Annotated in this window: 16 protein-coding genes; 5 read left to right on the top strand and 11 right to left on the bottom strand. The window is 66.2% G+C overall.

Going from position 1 to position 17,712, the window contains the following annotated elements:
* Complete coding sequence (locus AC07PT_RS23545) at positions 1–723, top strand: response regulator (RefSeq protein ID WP_492347772.1); 723 nt, start codon at positions 1–3, stop codon at positions 721–723.
* 53 nt (positions 724–776) lie between these two features.
* On the opposite strand, the gene AC07PT_RS23540 is transcribed toward AC07PT_RS23545, so the two are convergent.
* From AC07PT_RS23540 to AC07PT_RS23505, 8 genes are all read right to left on the bottom strand, one after another.
* The gene (locus AC07PT_RS23540) at positions 777–1,208 is read right to left on the bottom strand and encodes an RES family NAD+ phosphorylase (RefSeq protein WP_494658354.1); all 432 of its coding nucleotides are present in this window, start codon (positions 1,206–1,208) and stop codon (positions 777–779) included.
* A gap of 50 nt (positions 1,209–1,258) precedes the next feature.
* Complete coding sequence (locus AC07PT_RS23535; RefSeq protein ID WP_494658307.1) at positions 1,259–1,810, bottom strand: Xre family toxin-antitoxin system antitoxin; 552 nt, start codon at positions 1,808–1,810, stop codon at positions 1,259–1,261.
* A 122-nt stretch (positions 1,811–1,932) separates the two neighbouring features.
* Entirely contained in the window at positions 1,933–3,498 is a 1,566-nt protein-coding gene (locus tag AC07PT_RS23530) for an acyl-CoA synthetase (RefSeq protein WP_494658306.1), read from the bottom strand.
* A gap of 97 nt (positions 3,499–3,595) precedes the next feature.
* Positions 3,596–5,023, bottom strand: coding sequence for an FAD-binding oxidoreductase (locus AC07PT_RS23525; protein WP_494658305.1), 1,428 nt, complete (start codon positions 5,021–5,023; stop codon positions 3,596–3,598).
* A gap of 32 nt (positions 5,024–5,055) precedes the next feature.
* Positions 5,056–5,859: a 4-hydroxy-2-oxoheptanedioate aldolase gene (gene hpaI / locus AC07PT_RS23520; protein ID WP_494658353.1), complete on the bottom strand. Its 804-nt coding sequence runs from the start codon at positions 5,857–5,859 to the stop codon at positions 5,056–5,058.
* A 102-nt stretch (positions 5,860–5,961) separates the two neighbouring features.
* A complete protein-coding gene (locus tag AC07PT_RS23515; RefSeq protein WP_494658304.1) occupies positions 5,962–7,461 on the bottom strand; it encodes an NAD-dependent succinate-semialdehyde dehydrogenase in 1,500 nt (499 codons plus the stop codon).
* Positions 7,462–7,503: 42 nt separating this feature from the next.
* Positions 7,504–9,030 carry a UxaA family hydrolase gene (locus tag AC07PT_RS23510; RefSeq protein WP_494658303.1) on the bottom strand — a complete coding sequence of 509 codons (1,527 nt, stop codon included), beginning with the start codon at positions 9,028–9,030 and terminating at the stop codon, positions 7,504–7,506.
* A gap of 6 nt (positions 9,031–9,036) precedes the next feature.
* On the bottom strand, positions 9,037–10,044 hold the full coding sequence (locus AC07PT_RS23505; protein ID WP_494658302.1) for a Bug family tripartite tricarboxylate transporter substrate binding protein: 1,008 nt from the start codon (positions 10,042–10,044) through the stop codon (positions 9,037–9,039).
* Between the two features lie 116 nt (positions 10,045–10,160).
* Here AC07PT_RS23505 and AC07PT_RS23500 point away from each other — a divergent pair, with 116 nt between their 5' ends.
* Entirely contained in the window at positions 10,161–11,099 is a 939-nt protein-coding gene (locus AC07PT_RS23500; protein ID WP_494658301.1) for a LysR family transcriptional regulator, read from the top strand.
* Positions 11,100–11,115: 16 nt separating this feature from the next.
* Here AC07PT_RS23500 and yddG read toward each other — a convergent pair whose 3' ends face one another.
* Complete coding sequence (yddG, locus tag AC07PT_RS23495) at positions 11,116–12,027, bottom strand: aromatic amino acid DMT transporter YddG (RefSeq protein WP_494658300.1); 912 nt, start codon at positions 12,025–12,027, stop codon at positions 11,116–11,118.
* 525 nt (positions 12,028–12,552) lie between these two features.
* Here yddG and AC07PT_RS23490 point away from each other — a divergent pair.
* Entirely contained in the window at positions 12,553–13,677 is a 1,125-nt protein-coding gene (locus AC07PT_RS23490; RefSeq protein WP_494658299.1) for a branched-chain amino acid ABC transporter substrate-binding protein, read from the top strand.
* A 33-nt stretch (positions 13,678–13,710) separates the two neighbouring features.
* Here AC07PT_RS23490 and AC07PT_RS23485 read toward each other — a convergent pair whose 3' ends face one another.
* Complete coding sequence (locus AC07PT_RS23485; protein WP_494658298.1) at positions 13,711–14,118, bottom strand: cupin domain-containing protein; 408 nt, start codon at positions 14,116–14,118, stop codon at positions 13,711–13,713.
* A 163-nt stretch (positions 14,119–14,281) separates the two neighbouring features.
* Between AC07PT_RS23485 and AC07PT_RS23480 the strand changes: the two genes are divergently transcribed.
* Positions 14,282–14,728 (top strand): SRPBCC family protein, encoded by a 447-nt coding sequence (locus AC07PT_RS23480; protein ID WP_494658297.1) that lies wholly within the window; start codon positions 14,282–14,284, stop codon positions 14,726–14,728.
* Between the two features lie 127 nt (positions 14,729–14,855).
* On the opposite strand, the gene AC07PT_RS23475 is transcribed toward AC07PT_RS23480, so the two are convergent.
* Positions 14,856–15,275, bottom strand: coding sequence for a MarR family winged helix-turn-helix transcriptional regulator (locus AC07PT_RS23475; protein WP_494658296.1), 420 nt, complete (start codon positions 15,273–15,275; stop codon positions 14,856–14,858).
* 153 nt (positions 15,276–15,428) lie between these two features.
* On the opposite strand from AC07PT_RS23475, the gene AC07PT_RS23470 reads away from it, so the two are divergent.
* Entirely contained in the window at positions 15,429–17,339 is a 1,911-nt protein-coding gene (locus AC07PT_RS23470; protein WP_494658295.1) for an FAD-dependent monooxygenase, read from the top strand.
* Positions 17,340–17,712: the final 373 nt, after the last annotated feature.

The raw sequence follows: 17,712 nt of genomic DNA, 5'->3' as shown, positions 1-17,712 counted from the left end.
ATGTCAACCCCTGCCGCCCCCCCAGTCTCTGCCCCGAAACGCACCGTGCTGGTGGTGGAGGACGACTTCAAGATCGCCGACATGCTCAGCAATTACCTGGGGGCCCAGGGCTTCCGGGGGGTCTGGTTGTCGGAGGGGCGGCAGGTCTGCCCCTGTGTTCGCGAGCTGCAGCCCTCGGCCGTGCTGCTGGACCTCACGCTGCCCGACCAGGACGGCCTGTCGGTCTGCCGCGAGCTGCGTGCTTTCTCCGACGTGCCGGTGATGATGATCACGGCCCGTGTCGACGAGATCGATCGCCTGGAAGGCCTGGAGACCGGCGCTGACGACTATGTCTGCAAGCCCTTCAGCCCGCGCGAGGTGGTGGCCCGGTTGAATGCCTTGCTGCGCCGCGCCGAAGGTCGACTGGCCCAGGCGGCCTGGCCGCCCGAACAGGGCTTTGTGGTGGACGAGTCGGCCCTGCAGGTGCGTTGGCAGCGCCAGCCCCTGGGCCTGACTGCGGTTGAGTTTCGCCTGCTGCGCTTGTTGCTGTCGCGCCCCGGCCAGGTGCTGGAGCGCAGCCGCCTGCTTGATGAGGTGCACGAGGGCGACCTGCGCGACGTGAGCGACCGGGTGATCGACAGCCACATCAAGAACCTGCGCAAGAAGATCGAGCGCCTGCGCCCTGAGGGCTCGGGCATTGTGTCGGTGTATGGGGTGGGGTATCGGATGGAGTTGCCGGGGTGAGGCTTGATCCGAGGTTGACCGATTGAGGTCAAACGGTAGCGCTGCAGCTCACATCAAGACCCAGAGAAGAGGCGGGGGTCGAAAACGAAGGGGTTGCGTTCGATATCGACCACGATGCTCGCGTAGGCGGGCACTTGGGGATTGATGAGCAGGTTGAATTCTCTCGGCTCCACAAACGAAGGGACCCACAGACCGAGAGAGAGCCCTCCAGCAAGCCAGTGGTCACCGATGGCGCGTGTCGCCGCCTCGTTGTTGCGCCAATCGCCGTGCAGTCCTAAATCGTGCACGCTTGGCAGCTCGGCTCCTGCAGGCAAATCCAGACGCATCAGAACCTGATTCTTGGGATTGGACCCGTTGGCATGGACTCGCATTTCCAGCTGGCACAGGGAGCGGGTGCTACCGGCGTAGACCATCTGCAGCGGGCCTCGGGTGTGCCAGCGTCCGTTGGCCAGGGTAGAACCAAGACCCAACTCCGCAAGCAACACGGGTAAGGCGGGGACAGGGGCTCTGCAGAAGCCGATGCGAAACACCGAGGTCAAACTGCACCGCCGTACTTCACAGCGATCAGTATTTCCTTCGCGCGCTCAGCCCCGTAGGCCGTCCTTGCCCAATCCAAGGGCGATTCACCGCCCAACATCGGATGGCCGCGACGCAACCACGCCGCCGCCTCCTCCGGGCTCTCAAAAGTGTCCTCGGCCAGTTGGTTCAACTCCAGCAGGCGCAGCACGCTCTCAGCGGCATGCATCGGAAGGGGCTTCTCCACGGCCACCTTTCGGAACGCCGTGGCTCTGTCCAGATCTACCAGTTCGGCCAGGGCCCCTTTGCCAATCCCCAAGTACTCACCGAGCGCAACCAAGGAGCGACTGGGGATCCCCTGACGCACGATGCAATGGGCTGTGGTTGCGGGGATCGAATTCACCGTGATCAGAGCATCCAGATCCGGAAGCCGGAAAGTCGAACCAGAGGATTCAGACTCTTTGCAGGCCGTTCCGTGCCCGCCAGAGACGATGATGGCCATGAGCGCCCTGTAGTCTTGTAGACGCTGCTCGGCTCTCGTTGAGGGGCGTTTTGAGGTCAGGCTGGACATCCAGGGTTCTCCTTATGATGATGCAATTGCATCATGGTGGAGTTGAATTTGCAACATGCAATATCAAAGCCCCTTGTGCAGGGGTGTCAAATTCAAGTCGTGTCGCCGACAAGATGCAGCGTCTAGCCGGCGCCTGCCTCATTCAACTCCAAGCGCAATTGCCGCTTCAGCAGCTTGCCACTGGGGTTCTTGGGCAGGGCCTCGACAAACACCACGCGCTTGGGGCATTTGAAGCCGGCCAGGTGGGCGCTGCAATGGGCCATCACCTCAGCCTCATTCAGGGCCAGGCCGGCCTTCACCACCACCACGGCGGTCACCGCCTCGACCCAGCGGGCGTCGGGCAGGCCTACCACTGCCACCTCGCTGACCTGGGGCAGGCGGTAGATGGTTTCTTCGACCTCGCGGCTGGCCACGTTTTCGCCACCGGTCTTGATCATGTCCTTCTTGCGGTCGACCACCGTGATGTAGCCCTCGGCGTCCACCGTGGCCAGGTCGCCGCTGTGGAACCAACCGCCCTCAAAGGCGGCCCGGGTGCGTTCTTCGTCATGGAAGTAGCCCAGCATCAGATGCGGCGAGCGGTGCACGATCTCGCCCACCTCGCCGGCGGCCACATCGCGCATCTGGTCATCGACCACCCGGGTCTCCACATTGGTGACGGCGCGCCCGCACGAGCCCGGTTTGCGCAGCTGGTCTTCGGGGCCCAGCATGGTGGCCAGGGGCGCGATCTCGGTCTGGCCATACAGGTTCCACAGTTGCACGCGCGGCAGGCGCTGGGCCAGTTCCTTGAGCACCTCCACTGGCATGATCGAGGCGCCGTAATAGCCCTTGGCCAGGCTGGCCAGCCGCTGTTCGCTGAAGGCGGGCGAGCGCAGCAGGGCAATCCATACCGTGGGCGGGGCAAAGAAGCTGGTGATGCGGTGGGTTTCGATCAGGTCCAGCAAGCGATCGGCGACTGGCCGCCCGGTGATGATGTTGGTGGCGCCCACGTAAATGGCGGGCCCGAAGAACACGTCTAGCTGGGCGCAGTGGTACAGCGGCAGGGCATGCAGCATCAGGTCGTCGCGGGCAATGGCTGCGTCCATCACGCAGCTCACGTACTGCCACAACACCGCATCGTGGGTCAGCATGGCGCCCTTGGGGCTGGACTCGGTGCCGCTGGTGTAGACGATCTGGGCCAGATCGGTGCTGTCGGGGCCAGTGGCCTGAAGCGTTGCGTCACAGCGCGCCAGGTGGTCGAAATCGAGCATGTCGGGTTCGGGCTCAGTGGGCTCCTCGCTGGGCAGCCAGATGAACTGCCGCACCTGGGTCTGCAAGGTGGCGGCCTGGCGTGCCACCGGGGCAAACTCGGAGTCGGTGGCCAGGGTGCGCGCACCTGCGTGGCGCAGGATGAACGCCACCTCGTCGGCCTTGAGCATGAAGTTGATCGGCACCAGCACGGCCCCCAGGCGGGCCAGGGCAAAGCGCATGGCCGCAAAGGCGTGTGAGTTGCGCGCCAGCAGGGCCACGTTGTCGCCAGGGGCAATGCCCTGTTGGGCCAGGCCGGCCGCCAGGCGGGTGACCAGGGCGTCGAATTCGCTGTAACTCCAGCGGGTGGCACCGCACACGATGGCGGTCTTGTTCGGCAGGCGCTGCGCAGTACGGCGCAGGATGTCGCCCAAGGTCTGGCGACGGCTGAGAGAAGGGTTCATGGCGGCGGCAGGGTTGGTGAAGGCAGCCCCCATCTGAACCGCCGCCGCCGGCACTGGCAATCGGTGAAAGCCTGGGGAGCCTGTTGTCAGCCCGGCCTCATACCGCCGGCAGCATCTTCCCGGGATTGAGCAGGCCCTGCGGGTCCAATGCCCGCTTCACCTGCCACATCAGGGCCAGTTCCACCTCGGATTTGTACAGGCGCAGGTCGTCGCGCTTGGCCACACCGATGCCGTGCTCGGCCGAAATCGAGCCATGCAGGCGGTGCACGAGCTGGTCCACGGCGGTCGAGACTTCGGCGTAGTGGGCGTCCAGGTAGTCGCGCGCCGGGGTGTTGGCGGGGCGCAGCGGGTTGAAGTGCACGTTGCCGTCGCCCATGTGGCCGTAGATCACCATGCGGCTGCCTGGGGCCAGGGTCTGCACCTGCTGGCTGGCCTGTTCAATGAAGGCCGGGATGTCCGACAGCGGGACCGACACATCGCATTTGATGCTGCCGCCGGTGCGGGTCTGGGCGTCCGAGATTTCTTCGCGCAGGCGCCAGAAGGCCTGCACATCCGACAGGCTGGCCGCCAGCGCGGCGTCTTGCACCCAGCCTTGTTCCATGCCGGTTTCGAGCACGCCCGTCAGTTGGGCGTCCAGGGCGGCCTGCTCGCCGGTGGAGCTGAACTCCATCAGCACCATCCAGGCCGGCTGGCCCGCCAGTGGCGGGCGGGCACCGCCCAGGTAGTCGCAGACCAGGGCCATGGCGTCGGCCGAGACCAGTTCGAAGGCGGTCACATGAGGGCCGGCCAGTTGCTTGGCCAGGCCCAGCAACTGCACCGCGGCCGCCGGGTCGCTGACCGCCACGAAGGTAGCGGACACGGCCCGCGGCTGCGGGTAGAGCTTGAGCACGGCGGCGGTGATGATGCCCAGCGTACCTTCCGAGCCGATGAACAACTGCTTGAGGTCGTAGCCGGTGTTGTCCTTGCGCAAGCCGCGCAGGCTGGAATAGACGCGCCCATCGGGCAGCACGGCCTCGATGCCCAGCACCAGATCGCGCATGTTGCCGTAGCGCAGCACCGCGGTGCCGCCGGCATTGGTGGCCAGGTTGCCGCCGATCTGGCACGAGCCCTCCGAGCCGATGCGCAGCGGGAACAGGCGCTTGGCCTCGTCGGCCGCGGCACGGGCGCCGCTCAAGGTCACGCCGGCCTGCAGGGTCAAGGTGTCGTTGACGGTGTCCACTCCCAGCACCTGGTTCATGCGGCGCAGGTTGAGCACGATGGCGCCCGAGTCGCGCTCGGGCACGGCACCGCCCATCAAAGAGGTGTTGCCGCCCTGGGGCACCACACGGATGCCGTGGGCGTGGCAGCAGGCCATGACCTGGCTGACCTCTTCGGTGCTGGCAGGCAGTACCACGGCCAGCGCGTCGCCCCGGTAGAGCTTGCGGTAGTCGGTGGTGAAGGATTCGGTGTCGACCGTGGCGGTGAGGCAGTGGGCGGCACCGACGATCTGGCCCAGGGCCTGGAGGGTTTCAGCGGAGGTAGGCATGGCAGATGACGTTGTGAGGCGTGTGGCGGGGCTCAGTAGGCCGCACCGGGGGCCGGCGCTGCCACGGGGGCGGTGTTCAGAAAGCTGGCGGCCAGGCGACGGGCTGCCTGAGCGTACAGCAGCACGTCGACCCCGGTGGCGACGAAGGTGCAGCCCAGTTCCAGGTAGCGGCGGGCCAGGACCGGGTCGGATGTCAGGGTGCCGGCGGCCTTGCCGCTGGCGATGATGGTGCGCATGGCGCCTTCGATGGCGGCCTGCACCTCGGGGTGGCCCGGGTTGCCGCGGTGGCCCATCGACGCGGCCAGATCGGCCGGGCCGATGAAGACACCATCCACGCCGTCGACCTCGCAGATGGCCTGCAGATGGCTGAGCGCGGTCACGGTTTCGGCCTGCACCAACAGGCACACCTCGCTGTCGGCCACCTGGAGGTAGTCGCCGCGGGCGCTCCAGCGGGAGGCCCGGCCCACGGCGCTGCCCACGCCGCGGATGCCCTGGGGCGGGTAGCGGGTGGCACTGACCACCTGGGCGGCCTGTTCAGCGGTATCCACCATGGGCACCAGCAGGTTCTGCACACCGATGTCCAGCAGTTGCTTGATCAGCGCCGTGTCGGCCTGGACGGCGCGCACCACGGGCTGAGCCCGGTAAGGGGCCACGGCCTGCAGCGCGGCCAGGGTGCTGCGCAGGTCATTGGGGGCGTGCTCGCCGTCGATCAGCAACCAGTCGAAGCCGGCGGTGGCGCTGACCTCGGCCAGGTAGGGGTCGGCCATGGACAGCCACAGACCCACCTGGGCCTGGCGTTGTTGCAGGGCGTATTTGAAGGGGTTGCCGCTGGGCAGGCTGCTGGTGGGTGTCATGGCTTGAGGATGGATTTGCGCTGGCGGCAACTTGCTGCCGCCAGGGGTTGAAAATGGGGATGGCCGCGGGGCGGGTTGGCAGAATCAGCCCAGCCCGCCCTGGCACAGGTACTTGATGTGCTGGTAGTCGTCCAGGCCATGCACCGAGCCCTCGCGACCGTAGCCCGAGGCCTTGACGCCGCCAAAGGGCGCGGCCTCTGCCGCCAGGGCACCTTCGTTGATGCCCACGATGCCGCACTCCAGCGCCTCGCTGACGCGCCAGATGCGCGCCGGGTCCTGGGTGTAGAAGTAGGCGGCCAGGCCATAAGGCGTGCCATTGGCGGCGGCGATCACCTCGGCCTCGGTCTGGAAGCGGGTGACCGGCACCACGGGGCCGAAGGTTTCCTCGCAGGCGCATTCCATGTCCGGTTGCGCCTCGGTCAGCACGGTGGGTGCGTAGTAGGCGGCGCCGGGGGCGTCATCGCGCTTCAGGCGCTCGCCGCCGGTGCGCACCACCGCGCCCTTGGCCACGGCGTCTTGCACGTGGCGCTCGATCTTGGCCACGGCGCGCTCATTGATCATGGGGCCGATCTGCGAGGCCGGGTCGCTGGCCGGCCCCACCTGCAGTGCAGCCACACGGGCCACCAGCCTGCCCACGAAGCCCTCGTGCACGGCCTCGTGCACATAAACGCGGTTGGGGCAGACGCAGGTCTGGCCGCCGTTGCGGAACTTGGCCACCATCAGGCCTTCGACCGCGGCGTCCAGGTCGGCGTCCTCGAACACGATGAAGGGGGCGTTACCGCCCAACTCCAGCGAGAGCTTCTTGAGCGTGGCGGCCGATTCACGCGCCAGGTGGCGGCCCACGGGGGTGCTGCCGGTGAAGCTGATCTTGCGCACGCGCTCGTCGGCCAGCCACACGTCGACCACCTCGGGGGTGCGGTCTCGTGAGGCGGTGACCAGGTTCAACACGCCGGCGGGTACGCCCGCCTCTTGCGCCAGCTTGGCCAGGGCCAGGGCGGTGAGCGGGGTGTCTTCGGCAGGCTTGGCTACCACGGTGCAGCCGGCGGCCAGGGCCGGGGCGATCTTGCGCGCGATCATGGCGGCTGGAAAGTTCCACGGTGTGATCACCGCCACCACGCCCACGGGCTCGCGCACCGCCAGCAGGCGCTTGTTGCGCGCCGGGGTGGGGATCACCTCGCCATTGGCGCGGGTGGTCTGCTCGGCAAACCACGCCACATAGCTGGCGGCGTACAGCACCTCGCCACGGCCTTCGGCCAGGGGCTTGCCCTGCTCGCGGCTGATCAGCCGGCCCAGGTCGTCCTGGTGGGCCACGATCAGGTCGTTCCAGCGCTTCAGGATGGCGGCGCGCTCGCGTGCAGGAAGGGCCTTCCAGGCCGGAAAGGCCGCCTGGGCCGCGTTCAGGGCGGCATGGGCATCCATGGCACCGCCGTCGGGCACGGTGGCGATCTGGCTCAGGTCGGCGGGGTCGTAGACGGGCAGCGTGGCGCCGTCTGCCTGCAGGCTGGCACACCAAAGGCCTGCAATCAGATGGCGGGTTTCGATCAGGTCGGCCCGGTTCAGGGCCAGCGGGTGGGACACGGTCATGGGGTCTCGTCTTGAAAAAGGGTCAGCTGCGAAGGAGGGCTGTCAGCTCACGATGCCCAGGTGCCAGGGCACGAACTCGTGGTCGCCCAGGCCCAGCAGTTCGCTCTTGGTGCGTTCGCCCGAGGCGTGGCGCAGGATGGCTTCGAAGATGCGCTGGCCCATGCCGGGCAGGTCCACCTCGCCGTCGAGGATGGCGCCGCAGTTGATGTCCATGTCCTCGCTCAGGCGCTGGTACATGGGGGTGTTGCTGGCCAGCTTGATGGTGGGCGCCGGCTTGCTGCCGAACATTGACCCACGCCCGGTGGTGAAGCAGATCAGGTTGGCGCCGCTGGCAATCTGGCCGGTAGCCGAAACCGGGTCGTAGCCCGGCGAGTCCATGAAGACAAAGCCCTTGCGGTCGATGGGCTCGGCGTAGGCGTACACGCCCTGCAGCGGGGTGGTGCCGCACTTCATGGCCGAGCCCAGCGATTTTTCAAAGATGTTGGCCAAGCCGCCGGCCTGGTTGCCCGGGCCCACCACGCCATTGAACTGGCCGTTGTGGCCGCGGGTGTACTCGGCCCACCAGGTGAGTTGGTCCAGCAGCTTCTGGCCTACCTCGGGGGAGACGGCACGGCGCGTCAGCATGTATTCCACGCCGTGGATCTCGGGCGTCTCGGACAGAATGGCCGTACCACCGTGGCGCACCAGGATGTCCATGGCCGCGCCCAGGGCTGGGTTGGCTGTGATGCCCGAGAAACCGTCCGAGCCGCCACACTGCAGGCCGATGCTGATGTGGCTGGCCGGCACGGTCTGGCGTTGGCAGGCATTGGCCAGGGGCAGCATCTCTTCGATGGCGCGGATGCCGGCCTCGATGGTGACGCGGGTGCCACCCACGTCCTGCATCACCATGCTGCGCATCAAGCGCCCGCTTTTCAGGCCTTGGGAGTCCATCAGGTCGGCCACCTGGTTGCGCTCGCAGCCCAGGCCCACGACCAGGACGCCGGCCAGGTTGGGGTGGCGGGCGTAGCCAGCCAGGGTGCGGCGCAGCAGGTCGAAGTGCGGGCTGGGCGAGGACATGCCGCAGCCTGTGGTCTGGGTGAAGGCGACGACGCCGTCCACGTTGGGATAGGCGCTCAGGCGCTCAGGCGTGAAATGGGCCGCGATGTGGCTGATGGCGGTGGCCGAGCAGTTCACCGAGGCCAGAATGCCTACGAAATTGCGGGTGCCCACTCGGCCGTCTTCGCGCACATAACCCTGGAAGGTGGCTCGCTCGGATTCGTGCACATAGTCGACCGGGCGCACATCCAGGCCGAAGCCCGGGTCGCGGTCGAATTCGACCAGGCGCAAGTTGTGCGTGTGCACGTAGTCGCCGGGCTCGATGTCGCGCGCGGCGACACCGATGACGGCGTTGTATTTGCGCACCGCCTCACCTTCTGCAATGCGGCAGGCCGCGATCTTGTGGCCGGCGGGTACTTGGGCCCGGGCCTTGGCGCCCAGCTCGGGCAGGGCCTGGCCGATGGCCACTGGCAGCTTCGCGATCAACACGTTGTCGGCCGTGTGCAGGCGGATCAGGTGGGGGGAGGTGCTCATGGCCAATCAGCCTTTTTCCAGAAGTTCTTTGAGTTTGAGTCGCTCGATCAGGGCGGTGTCGCGCTTGTAGACCTCAGCCACATAGCGCTTGTAGTCGGGGCCGTCCAGGTACATCAGGGGGGCGTCGATGCGGGCTGCGACGGCCTTGAATTCTTCGCTGGCAATGGCTTGGCGGAAGGCATCGCGCAGCTTTTTCTCGACGGCAACCGGCAGGCCGGCCGGGGCGCCGATGCCGTTAGGGGCATCGACCACCACCTTGAAACCCAGCTCTTGCAGGGTGGGTGTGCTGTTGAAGCGAGGCGTGCGCTGCTCGCCCCAGGTGGCCAGCAGGCGCAGCTTGCCGCCCTCGACATGGGGTGCCCAGGAGCTGGAATCGGCCAGCATGTCGACCTGGCCGCCCAGGGTGTCGTTGAGGGCTGCGGCGCCGCCTTTGTAGGCGATACCGTTGAGCTGGATGCCGGCGGCAAACGCAAATTCTTCCATGCCCACATGGGTGGCCCCGCCGATGCCTGCGTGTGCATAGGTCAGCTCGCCGGGGTGGGTCTTGGCGTACTCGACCATGTCCTTCAATGTCTTGAAGCGCGAGTCGGCCGGCACGGCGATGCCGAAGGTCTGGCCTGAGCTGCGGGCCAGGTAGGTGAAGTCTTTGAGCGGGTTGGTCTGCACCGTGCCCAGCTGCGAGAAGCGGGTGACCGAGATCGGGATCTGGCCGATGGTGTAGCCGTCGGCCTTGGCCCCGGCCAGCGCTTTCACGCCGATCATGCCGGCCGCACCGGCCTTGTTGTCCACGGTCACTGGGTGCTTGAGGATGCGCGCCGCCACCTGGCAGATGGCCCGCATCGACACATCGGCCGTGCCCCCGGCCGGCCAGGGGCAGATGAAGTTGATGGGGCGGCTGGGGTAGTCGTCTGCGGCGGCGGCCAGGGCCGGCACGGTGGTGGCGGCGGCGCCCACCAGGGGGCCGAGCGCGGCGCCAGCCAGCCACTCGCGGCGATTGAGGCGAGGCAATTTCATGATGACAGTGTCTCCGTCTGTGGTTGTTGGGCCGCATGGTGCGCTTTTGATTCATAACCGTCCAATCGAAAAATGGAAACTTGATATGAGTAATACCTCATGTAACATGCGCGCCCATGTCCCACATTGACCGCGCTCTGCGCTCCAACATCAAGCTGCGCCACCTGCAATTGCTGCTGGCGCTCAACGAGTTCCGCCACCTGGGCCGCACGGCCGAATTTCTGTCGGTCACACAGCCGGCGGTGTCCAAGATGCTGGGCGAGGTCGAAGACATGTTGGGCCTGCAGCTGTTTGATCGCTCCCGCAGGGGCACCGAACCCACGGCGGCGGGCCTGTCGATGCTGCGCTTTGCCCGTTCGGTGTTGGCCGACTACGAACGCACCCGCGACGAGATCAGCACCATCGAACGCGGGGTGGCTGGGCGCGCCCGTGTCGGTGCCATGGTGGTGGGCCTGCCCACGCTGCTGGCACCCGCCATCGAGCGCCTGAAGGCCGAATCGTCAGAGGCCACCGTGCTGATCGAGGAGGGCGACCTGACCCACCTGTTGCCCAAGCTGCGCCTGGGTGAGCTGGATCTGTTCGTGGGCCGGCTGGAGCCCGGCTATGCCGCCCCCGACCTGCTGACCGAGGCGCTGTATGAGGAGCGCATGCGCGTGGTGCTGCGCCCCGATCACCCTTTGCTGGCGGGCACGGCTGAGCCAGGCTGGCCTGAGCTGGCCAATGGCCGCTGGGTGGCCCCGCCGCCCTGGGCCTCGATGCGGGTGAAGCTGGAGCAGCAGTTCTTCCGCCTGGGCCTGACGCCACCGCTCGATGTGGTCGAGACCGCGTCCTTCCTGGGCCAGTTGACCCTGCTGCGCGACCAGAACGCCGCGGCCCTGATGGCTGACTCGGTGGCCCGGCATTTTGCGGCCCTGGGCCTGCTCACGCCCCTGGCGCTCGATGTGGAGGCCGAGGTGCCTCCCGTGGGCCTGATCACCCTGCGCGGGCGGCCGCTGACGCCGATCACCCAGCGCCTGGTGAGCCTGCTGCGGGCGGTGGCGACCGAGCGGGCCTGAGTACGGCAACCGGTTTTCAGGCGGTGCAGGGTGACTTTGCCCGCGTCGCCAGCCAGCACAGCACCGCCCCGCCGCACACCATGCCGGTGCCCAGCCAGAAGGCGGGCGTCAGGGGCACCTGCAGCAGCACCGCGGCCAGGGCGGCCGAGAACACGGGCGTGAAGTACGAGGCGCCCGCCAGCACCGTGACGTTGCCGTGCAGGATGCCCACGTTCCAGGCCCCGTAACCCAGGCCCATGGCGGCGGCGGCAAAGGCCAGGTGGATGCCGGTGCCCAGGCTCCAGTGCATGGGCTCGCCCCCCGCCAAGGCGTATTTGCACCACAGCGTGAGCGCCGTGAGCGTCACGAACAGCGTGATGGCGTTCTTCCCCTGGGCCATCCGGGCGGTGACCGTGCAGTAGGCCGCCCACAGCAGGGCCCCCAGAAAGGCCAGCCCGTAGCTCAAGGGGTTGCTCTGGACGTTGGCCAGCATGCCGGCCAGGTCCAGCCCGCGTTCGCCCGCCAGCACCTGGCAGATGCCGGCCAGGGCAACCAGCACGCCCGGCACGATCAAGGCGTTGGCACGCTGGCCGTTGAAGGCGATGGCGCAAAGCAAGGTGAAGGTGGGCCACAGGTAGTTGACCATGCCGACTTCGATGGCCTGCTGGGCGGTGTTGGCGTAGCCAATGGACAGTGACAGACACCATTCGTAGGCCACGAACAGCAGACTGCCCCAAACGAGGTAGGCCCGCGGAATGCTGCGCAGGGGGGTGAAACCCGCCGTCAGGGCCAGCAGCAGCGCCCCCAGGGTATAGATCATGGCGGCGCCCCCGGTGGCCCCCAGCCCCATGCTGACGCTGCGGATCAGGCCCACGACGGAGGACCAGAGAACAATCGCGATGAGGCCGATCAGGGTGGCGTTGCGGGCACTGAATTGGGGTGAGGGCATCAGGCGGATTATCCGAGTCCAGGCCGCCGCAGGCAGGCCGAAGCGTTTGCTGATGGTTGCAGTTGTGGTGCTTGAAAAAAACTGATGCAAGGCCGCTGAGCCGGCAGGCCATGCCGGCGGTGGCTAATATCACCCCCACTTTGCGGATCCGTCGGCACGAACCGGCGGAGTGACAAGACGGGGTGGCCACCTCACCAGGGCGGCACACCAACGCGATACCCGAGACAAGAAAGAATTCAACATGGCGATCCACGCCTTGGCGCACGTGCCACTTTTTGCCGTGCTGCCACGCTCGCACCAGGCGCCTTCAGCGGCCCGGGCCCAACCCCCCCTTTTGATCACACCAGGTTTGCTGCGCTCTGTGCTGGCGCACCGTCTCGCGCCGCGCCTCTGAGTGTTCCGTTCGCCCGCTCCCGAGCGTCTGTTTCCCGGTCGACGGCCCGCGCCGGGTTGGGACAGCTGGTGGGCAGCTTCTTTTTAAATTTGCCTTTTCCTTTTTCAACCACGACTCACGAGGACGTCTTCATGAAAAAAATCCTGTTCAGCATGACAGCAGTGGCCCTGGCCATGACCGCGGTGGCCGCCCAGGCGCAAGAGCGCATCCGCATCGGCTTCATGAGCCCGATCACCGGGCCCCAGGCCGCCAATGGCATTGACAACCGCGATGGTGCGCAACTGGCCATCAAGGAGCTCAACGCCAAGGGCCTGAAAGTGGGCGGCAAGCCCGTGGTGTTCGAGTTGGACATCAATGACGACGTCGCCGACCCCAAGCAAGGCGTGCAAGTGGCGCAGACCCTGGCCGACAAAAAGGTGAAGTTTGTTCTGGGCCCCTACAACTCGGGCGTGACCGTGCCTGCTTCGCGGGTGCTCAATGAGTCGGATGTGGTGGTGCTGACCGTGGCCTCCAACCCCAAGGTGACCGAACTGGGCTACAACAACCTGTTCCGCATCGGGGCCAGCGACAACCAACTGGGCGCCAAGATGGCCACCTATGCCGCGCAAGACCTCAAGGTCAAGACCGTGGCCGTGATCGACGACCGCACTGCCTACGGCCAGGGCGTGGCCAAGGAGTTCAGTGAACAGGCCAAGCGACTGGGCCTCAAGGTGGTGACCAATGAGTTCACCACCGACAAGGCCACCGACTTCAGCGCCATCCTGACCAATGTGCGGGCCTCCAAGGCCGACGCCGTGTTCTATGGCGGCTACTCGCCGCAGGGTGGCCCGATGCTGCGCCAGATGCGCTCGCTGGGCTTGACCGTGCCCCTGCTGGGCGGTGACGGCATCTGCTCGTCTGAAACGGCCACGCTGGCCCAGGTGAGCGGCGACTTGAACACCTTCTGCACCCAGGGCGGTTCGATGCTCGACAAGAGCGACAAGGGCCAGAAGTTTGTCGAGCGTTACCGCGCCGAGTACAAGCGCGACCCGCTGACCTACGCGGCGGCCTTCTACGACGGCATGTACCTGCTGGCCGGCGCCATCGAGGCCACCCAGTCATTCGACACCAAGAAGATCGTGCAAGCCATCGCGGCCGGCAAATACGCGGGCGTGACCGGCGAATTTGCCTACGACCCCAAGCACGACCTGAAATCGTCGGCCGTGACGGTCTACACCTTCAAGGGCAAGGACGTGGTGCCCTTGAAGAGCCTGTAATCAACACAGGCCGAGCGGCCTTGCATCCGCACTTCAGCGCGCCGGCTCAGGTGCCGGCGTGGCCAGGGGCTGGCCTTTTTCGACGACATACACGCCGATCAGCTTGATGGGGGCGGTTCCGTGGTTGATGGCGTTGTGCACCACCCCGGCCGGGATCACAAAGGCTTCGCCTGCCGCTACCTTGCGCGGAGGCTGGCCGGCCTGCAGCAAGGTGGCCTCGCCATCCTGCACGTAACTGATCTCGTCACCCGGGTGCGTGTGCCAGCCCGCCGCACTGCCCGGGCTGACCTCGACCCGCGCCACCACGGCCTCGCGGTTGGTGACGGAGACATCGGCCTTGGCGACCAGGGTGCGACTCAGGCCCGAAGCCTGGGCCAGGCACAGTGGTGCCGCCACCAGGCAGCCGATCCCGAACAGGGTGCGTTGAAGAAATCCGGACATGAAACCTCCTGTGTTGTGCAGCCGGCAGTATGAAAGCAAGGCGGCATGAAGCACTGCGGGTTTGTGCCAGGGCGGTGATTGAGGTCGCCGGGCCGGCTACGGCATACTGGCCCACCGGTCCCCGCTGGGGGCGTTGATCATGTCCAAAGGAGCTGAGCCCACCATGCCGACCCAGACCATTCAATTGCACAGAGTTTTGCGCGCCACGCCTGAGCGTGTGTACCGTGCCTTCATCGATCCGGCGGCCTGGGCCAAATGGCTGCCGCCCCATGGCTTCACCGGCGCGGTCGAGCTGCTGGAGCCTCGGGTCGGGGGGCATTACCGGATGTCATTCACCAATTTCAGCACCGGCCACAGCCACGCGTTCGGTGGCGAATACCTGGAACTGGTGCCCCACGAAAAGCTGCGCTACACCGCCCTCTTCGACGATCCCCATCTGCCAGGCACCATGCAGACCACGGTGATGCTCAAGCCCGTGTCCTGCGGGGTGGAGCTGCAGGTGAAGCAAGAGGGCATTCCCGCCGTCATTCCGGCCGAGGCCTGCTACCTTGGCTGGCAGGAGTCCCTGCAGTTGCTGGCCTGGCTGGTGGAGCCTGAGATCCCGGGGTGAGTGCAACCTCGCGCGCCGCAAAGCGGCTACCGTGTTGATCAAGCGGTCTGGCGCACCGATCCGGGAGGGGATTCAGCCTGAGCGTGCCCCATCCCGTCAATCCTGACCGGCCAAGGTGGCAGCCCTCTCAGGCTTGCACCACGCGGCTGGCCAGCGCCAGAAACGCGCTCTGCTCGGCCTCACTCAGTGGATTCAGTATGTCGTTCTGCAACTCTTGCACGATGGGCAACAAGGCGGCGTGGATGCGGGCCCCCTCGGGGCTGAGCGACAGCTCGCGGGCGCGACGGTCGCGTTCGCTGACGATTCGTTTGACCCAACCCTTCTGCTCCAGGCGATCAATCACCCCACCGATGGTGGCCCGGTCGTAGGCAATCAATTCGGCCACCGTGGCCTGATCGGTTGCAGGGTTGGCCTGGATGGCATCGAGTGCGGCAAATTGCACCGCGGTCAGGTCAAAGCCTGCGGCCTGCGTGCGTTGGGTGAACACCTGGGTGGACTGCTGGTGCAGCCGACGTATCAGGTGCCCCGCCATGTCGAGTGAGTTCATGCCTGCGTTCCGGGATGGGGTCTGGAGAAGAACTGTAACGGGTGTTTTGGTAAGTGTACTTATTTAATTGACAACAAATAGTAAGCATAGTTATTATTTGCGGGCACGCCGGCAGCCCCGGACCGGCACCACCCCATCCCAAGGAGACAAGACATGCAGTTCTATAAAGACGGATTCCGAGGCGGCAACCCCGACGTCAAGCAGGCCGCGCCCAATCGCCGCAACCGCGGCATCAACGAACCGCTGCCCGAGAAGGTGGATGTGCTGATCGCCGGCACCGGGCCCGCCGGCCTGTGCCTGGCAGCCCAGCTGGCGCAGTTTCCCGAGATCGAAACCCTGATCATCGAGCGCATGCCCACCAACATCATCAAGGGCAAGGCCGACGGCATCAACACGCGCACCATGGAGATGTTCCAGGCCTTCGGCTTTGCAGACAAGGTCAAGCGCGAGACCTATTGGGTCAATCAGACGGCCTTCTGGATGCCCGATCCCATCAACCCTCAGCACATCAAGCGTGTGGGCCGGGTGCAGGACGTGGCCGATGACAGCTCCGAGATGCCGCACATCCTGATCAACCAGGCCCGCCTGCACGAGCTGTTCCTGGAGGTGATGAAAAATTCGCCCTCGCGACTGGAGCCGGATTACAGCTGGGAGATCGTCGGCTTGACGGTGGACCCCGACACCGAAGACCACCCCGTGACCGTGACGCTCAAGGACGCCAGCGGCGTGAACTGGGGCGCCACCCGCACCGTGCGGGCCAACTATGTGGTGGGCTGCGATGGTGCCCACTCAGCGGTGCGCAAGGCCATCGGTGGCGTGCTGCACGGCGATGCGGCCCACCAGGCCTGGGGCGTGATGGACATCCTGGCCAACACCGATTTCCCCGATGTGCGCCAGAAATGCCTGATCTCGTCGGCCCAGGAGGGCAATGTGCTGATCCTGCCGCGCGAAGGCGGCTATGTGTTCCGCATGTATGTCGAACTCGACAAGCTGCGCCCCGACGAGAAGGCGGCCAGCCGCAAGTTCACGCAGGACGACATGATTGCCGCGGCCAACCGCATCATCCGCCCGTACTCGATCGACGTGAAGGAGGTGGTTTGGTGGTCCATCTACGACATCGGCCACAGCATCACCGACAAGTTTGACGATGTGCCCGAGGGCAGCCACCGCAATCCGCGCGTGTTCACCGCGGGTGATGCCTGCCACACCCACTCGCCCAAGGCCGGTCAGGGCATGAACGTCTCGATGCAAGACACTTTCAATCTCGGCTGGAAGCTGGTGCATGTGCTGCAGGGTCGGGCCGATCCCAGCCTGCTGCGCAGCTACTCCAAAGAGCGCCTGACCGAGGCGCGCCGGCTGGTGGAGACCGATCACGAGTGGGCCCGCATCATGTCTGCACCCACCACCCAGGCCGAGCGTGACGGTACCGAAGAGCCGCGCATCATCCGCCAATTCAAGGCCAACCTCGAGTTCACCGGCGGCACCGCCGTCAAGTACGATGCCTCGGCCCTGGTCGGCCCTGCCACCCACCAGGCCCTGGCCCGCGGTGAGGAGATCGGCCGCCGCTTCCATTCGGCCCCCGTGGTGCGGCTGGCCGATGCCAAGCAGATGCAACTGGGCCATGCGGCCGAGGCCGACGCCCGCTGGCGCCTGTACGCCTTTGCCGGCCAGGCCGACAGCTCGGCTCCCGGCTCGGCCATCCACCGCCTGGCCGACTGGCTGGAGACCGACCCCGCCTCGCCCGTGCGCCGCCACACCCGCCCAGGCGATGACATTGATGCCGTGATCGATTTGCGTGCCATCTTCCAGCAGACGTTCGACCAACTGGCCTATGAGCACCTGCCCTCGCTGCTCAAGCCCAGGACCGGCCGGCTGGGCCTGCAGGACCACGAGAAGGCGTTTTGTGTTGATCACAAGGGCGCGGGCGATATCTTTGACCTGCGCGGCATCGATCGCGAGCGCGGATGCCTGATCGTGGTCCGTCCCGATCAGTACATCGCCCATGTGTTGCCCCTTGACGGGTATGCCGATTTGTCGGCCTTCTTTGCCGGCATCCTGCGTTGAAGAGGCGCCGGCTATAGACCGTCGAACGCCCACTTGGCCGCCTCAGTCTGGGCAGATCAGGCCTTGAGTCTCTCCGCTGAACTGGCGTTGGCCAGGTTTTCGACCCACAAGTCGGCACTGCTGCGCAACATGGTGCCGGTGTTCAAGAGGCCGCATCAGTTTGATGGGGGCTCTTATCAGGCCATTGACCGCTTGCTTGGCCCCTTGGTTGTAGACCCTGGGTGCCCTCTCGCAACAGCACCCAACACCCAGCACCCAGCACCCAGCACCCAGCACCCAGCACCCAGCACCCAGCACCCAGCACCCAGCACCCAGCACCCAGCACCCAAGTCCTGGCGCCTGGCGCCGGATCGCGCCCTCGGTGGCTGGATTG

This window comes from Curvibacter sp. GW821-FHT09D12 (genome assembly GCF_059416245.1).
This window is presented reverse-complemented; position numbering and strand designations above follow the sequence as displayed.

What these genes read in the sequence shown, in the direction of transcription:
- AC07PT_RS23525 (WP_494658305.1), bottom strand. Translation starts at nt 5,023, where the DNA reads ATGCCTACCTCCGCTGAAACCCTCCAGGCCCTGGGCCAGATCGTCGGT.
- AC07PT_RS23535 (WP_494658307.1), bottom strand. Translation starts at nt 1,810, where the DNA reads ATGTCCAGCCTGACCTCAAAACGCCCCTCAACGAGAGCCGAGCAGCGT.
- AC07PT_RS23490 (WP_494658299.1), top strand. Translation starts at nt 12,553, where the DNA reads ATGAAAAAAATCCTGTTCAGCATGACAGCAGTGGCCCTGGCCATGACC.
- AC07PT_RS23470 (WP_494658295.1), top strand. Translation starts at nt 15,429, where the DNA reads ATGCAGTTCTATAAAGACGGATTCCGAGGCGGCAACCCCGACGTCAAG.
- AC07PT_RS23475 (WP_494658296.1), bottom strand. Translation starts at nt 15,275, where the DNA reads ATGAACTCACTCGACATGGCGGGGCACCTGATACGTCGGCTGCACCAG.
- AC07PT_RS23515 (WP_494658304.1), bottom strand. Translation starts at nt 7,461, where the DNA reads ATGACCGTGTCCCACCCGCTGGCCCTGAACCGGGCCGACCTGATCGAA.
- AC07PT_RS23500 (WP_494658301.1), top strand. Translation starts at nt 10,161, where the DNA reads ATGTCCCACATTGACCGCGCTCTGCGCTCCAACATCAAGCTGCGCCAC.
- AC07PT_RS23545 (WP_492347772.1), top strand. Translation starts at nt 1, where the DNA reads ATGTCAACCCCTGCCGCCCCCCCAGTCTCTGCCCCGAAACGCACCGTG.
- AC07PT_RS23510 (WP_494658303.1), bottom strand. Translation starts at nt 9,030, where the DNA reads ATGAGCACCTCCCCCCACCTGATCCGCCTGCACACGGCCGACAACGTG.
- AC07PT_RS23505 (WP_494658302.1), bottom strand. Translation starts at nt 10,044, where the DNA reads ATGAAATTGCCTCGCCTCAATCGCCGCGAGTGGCTGGCTGGCGCCGCG.
- yddG (WP_494658300.1), bottom strand. Translation starts at nt 12,027, where the DNA reads ATGCCCTCACCCCAATTCAGTGCCCGCAACGCCACCCTGATCGGCCTC.
- AC07PT_RS23530 (WP_494658306.1), bottom strand. Translation starts at nt 3,498, where the DNA reads ATGAACCCTTCTCTCAGCCGTCGCCAGACCTTGGGCGACATCCTGCGC.
- AC07PT_RS23480 (WP_494658297.1), top strand. Translation starts at nt 14,282, where the DNA reads ATGCCGACCCAGACCATTCAATTGCACAGAGTTTTGCGCGCCACGCCT.
- AC07PT_RS23485 (WP_494658298.1), bottom strand. Translation starts at nt 14,118, where the DNA reads ATGTCCGGATTTCTTCAACGCACCCTGTTCGGGATCGGCTGCCTGGTG.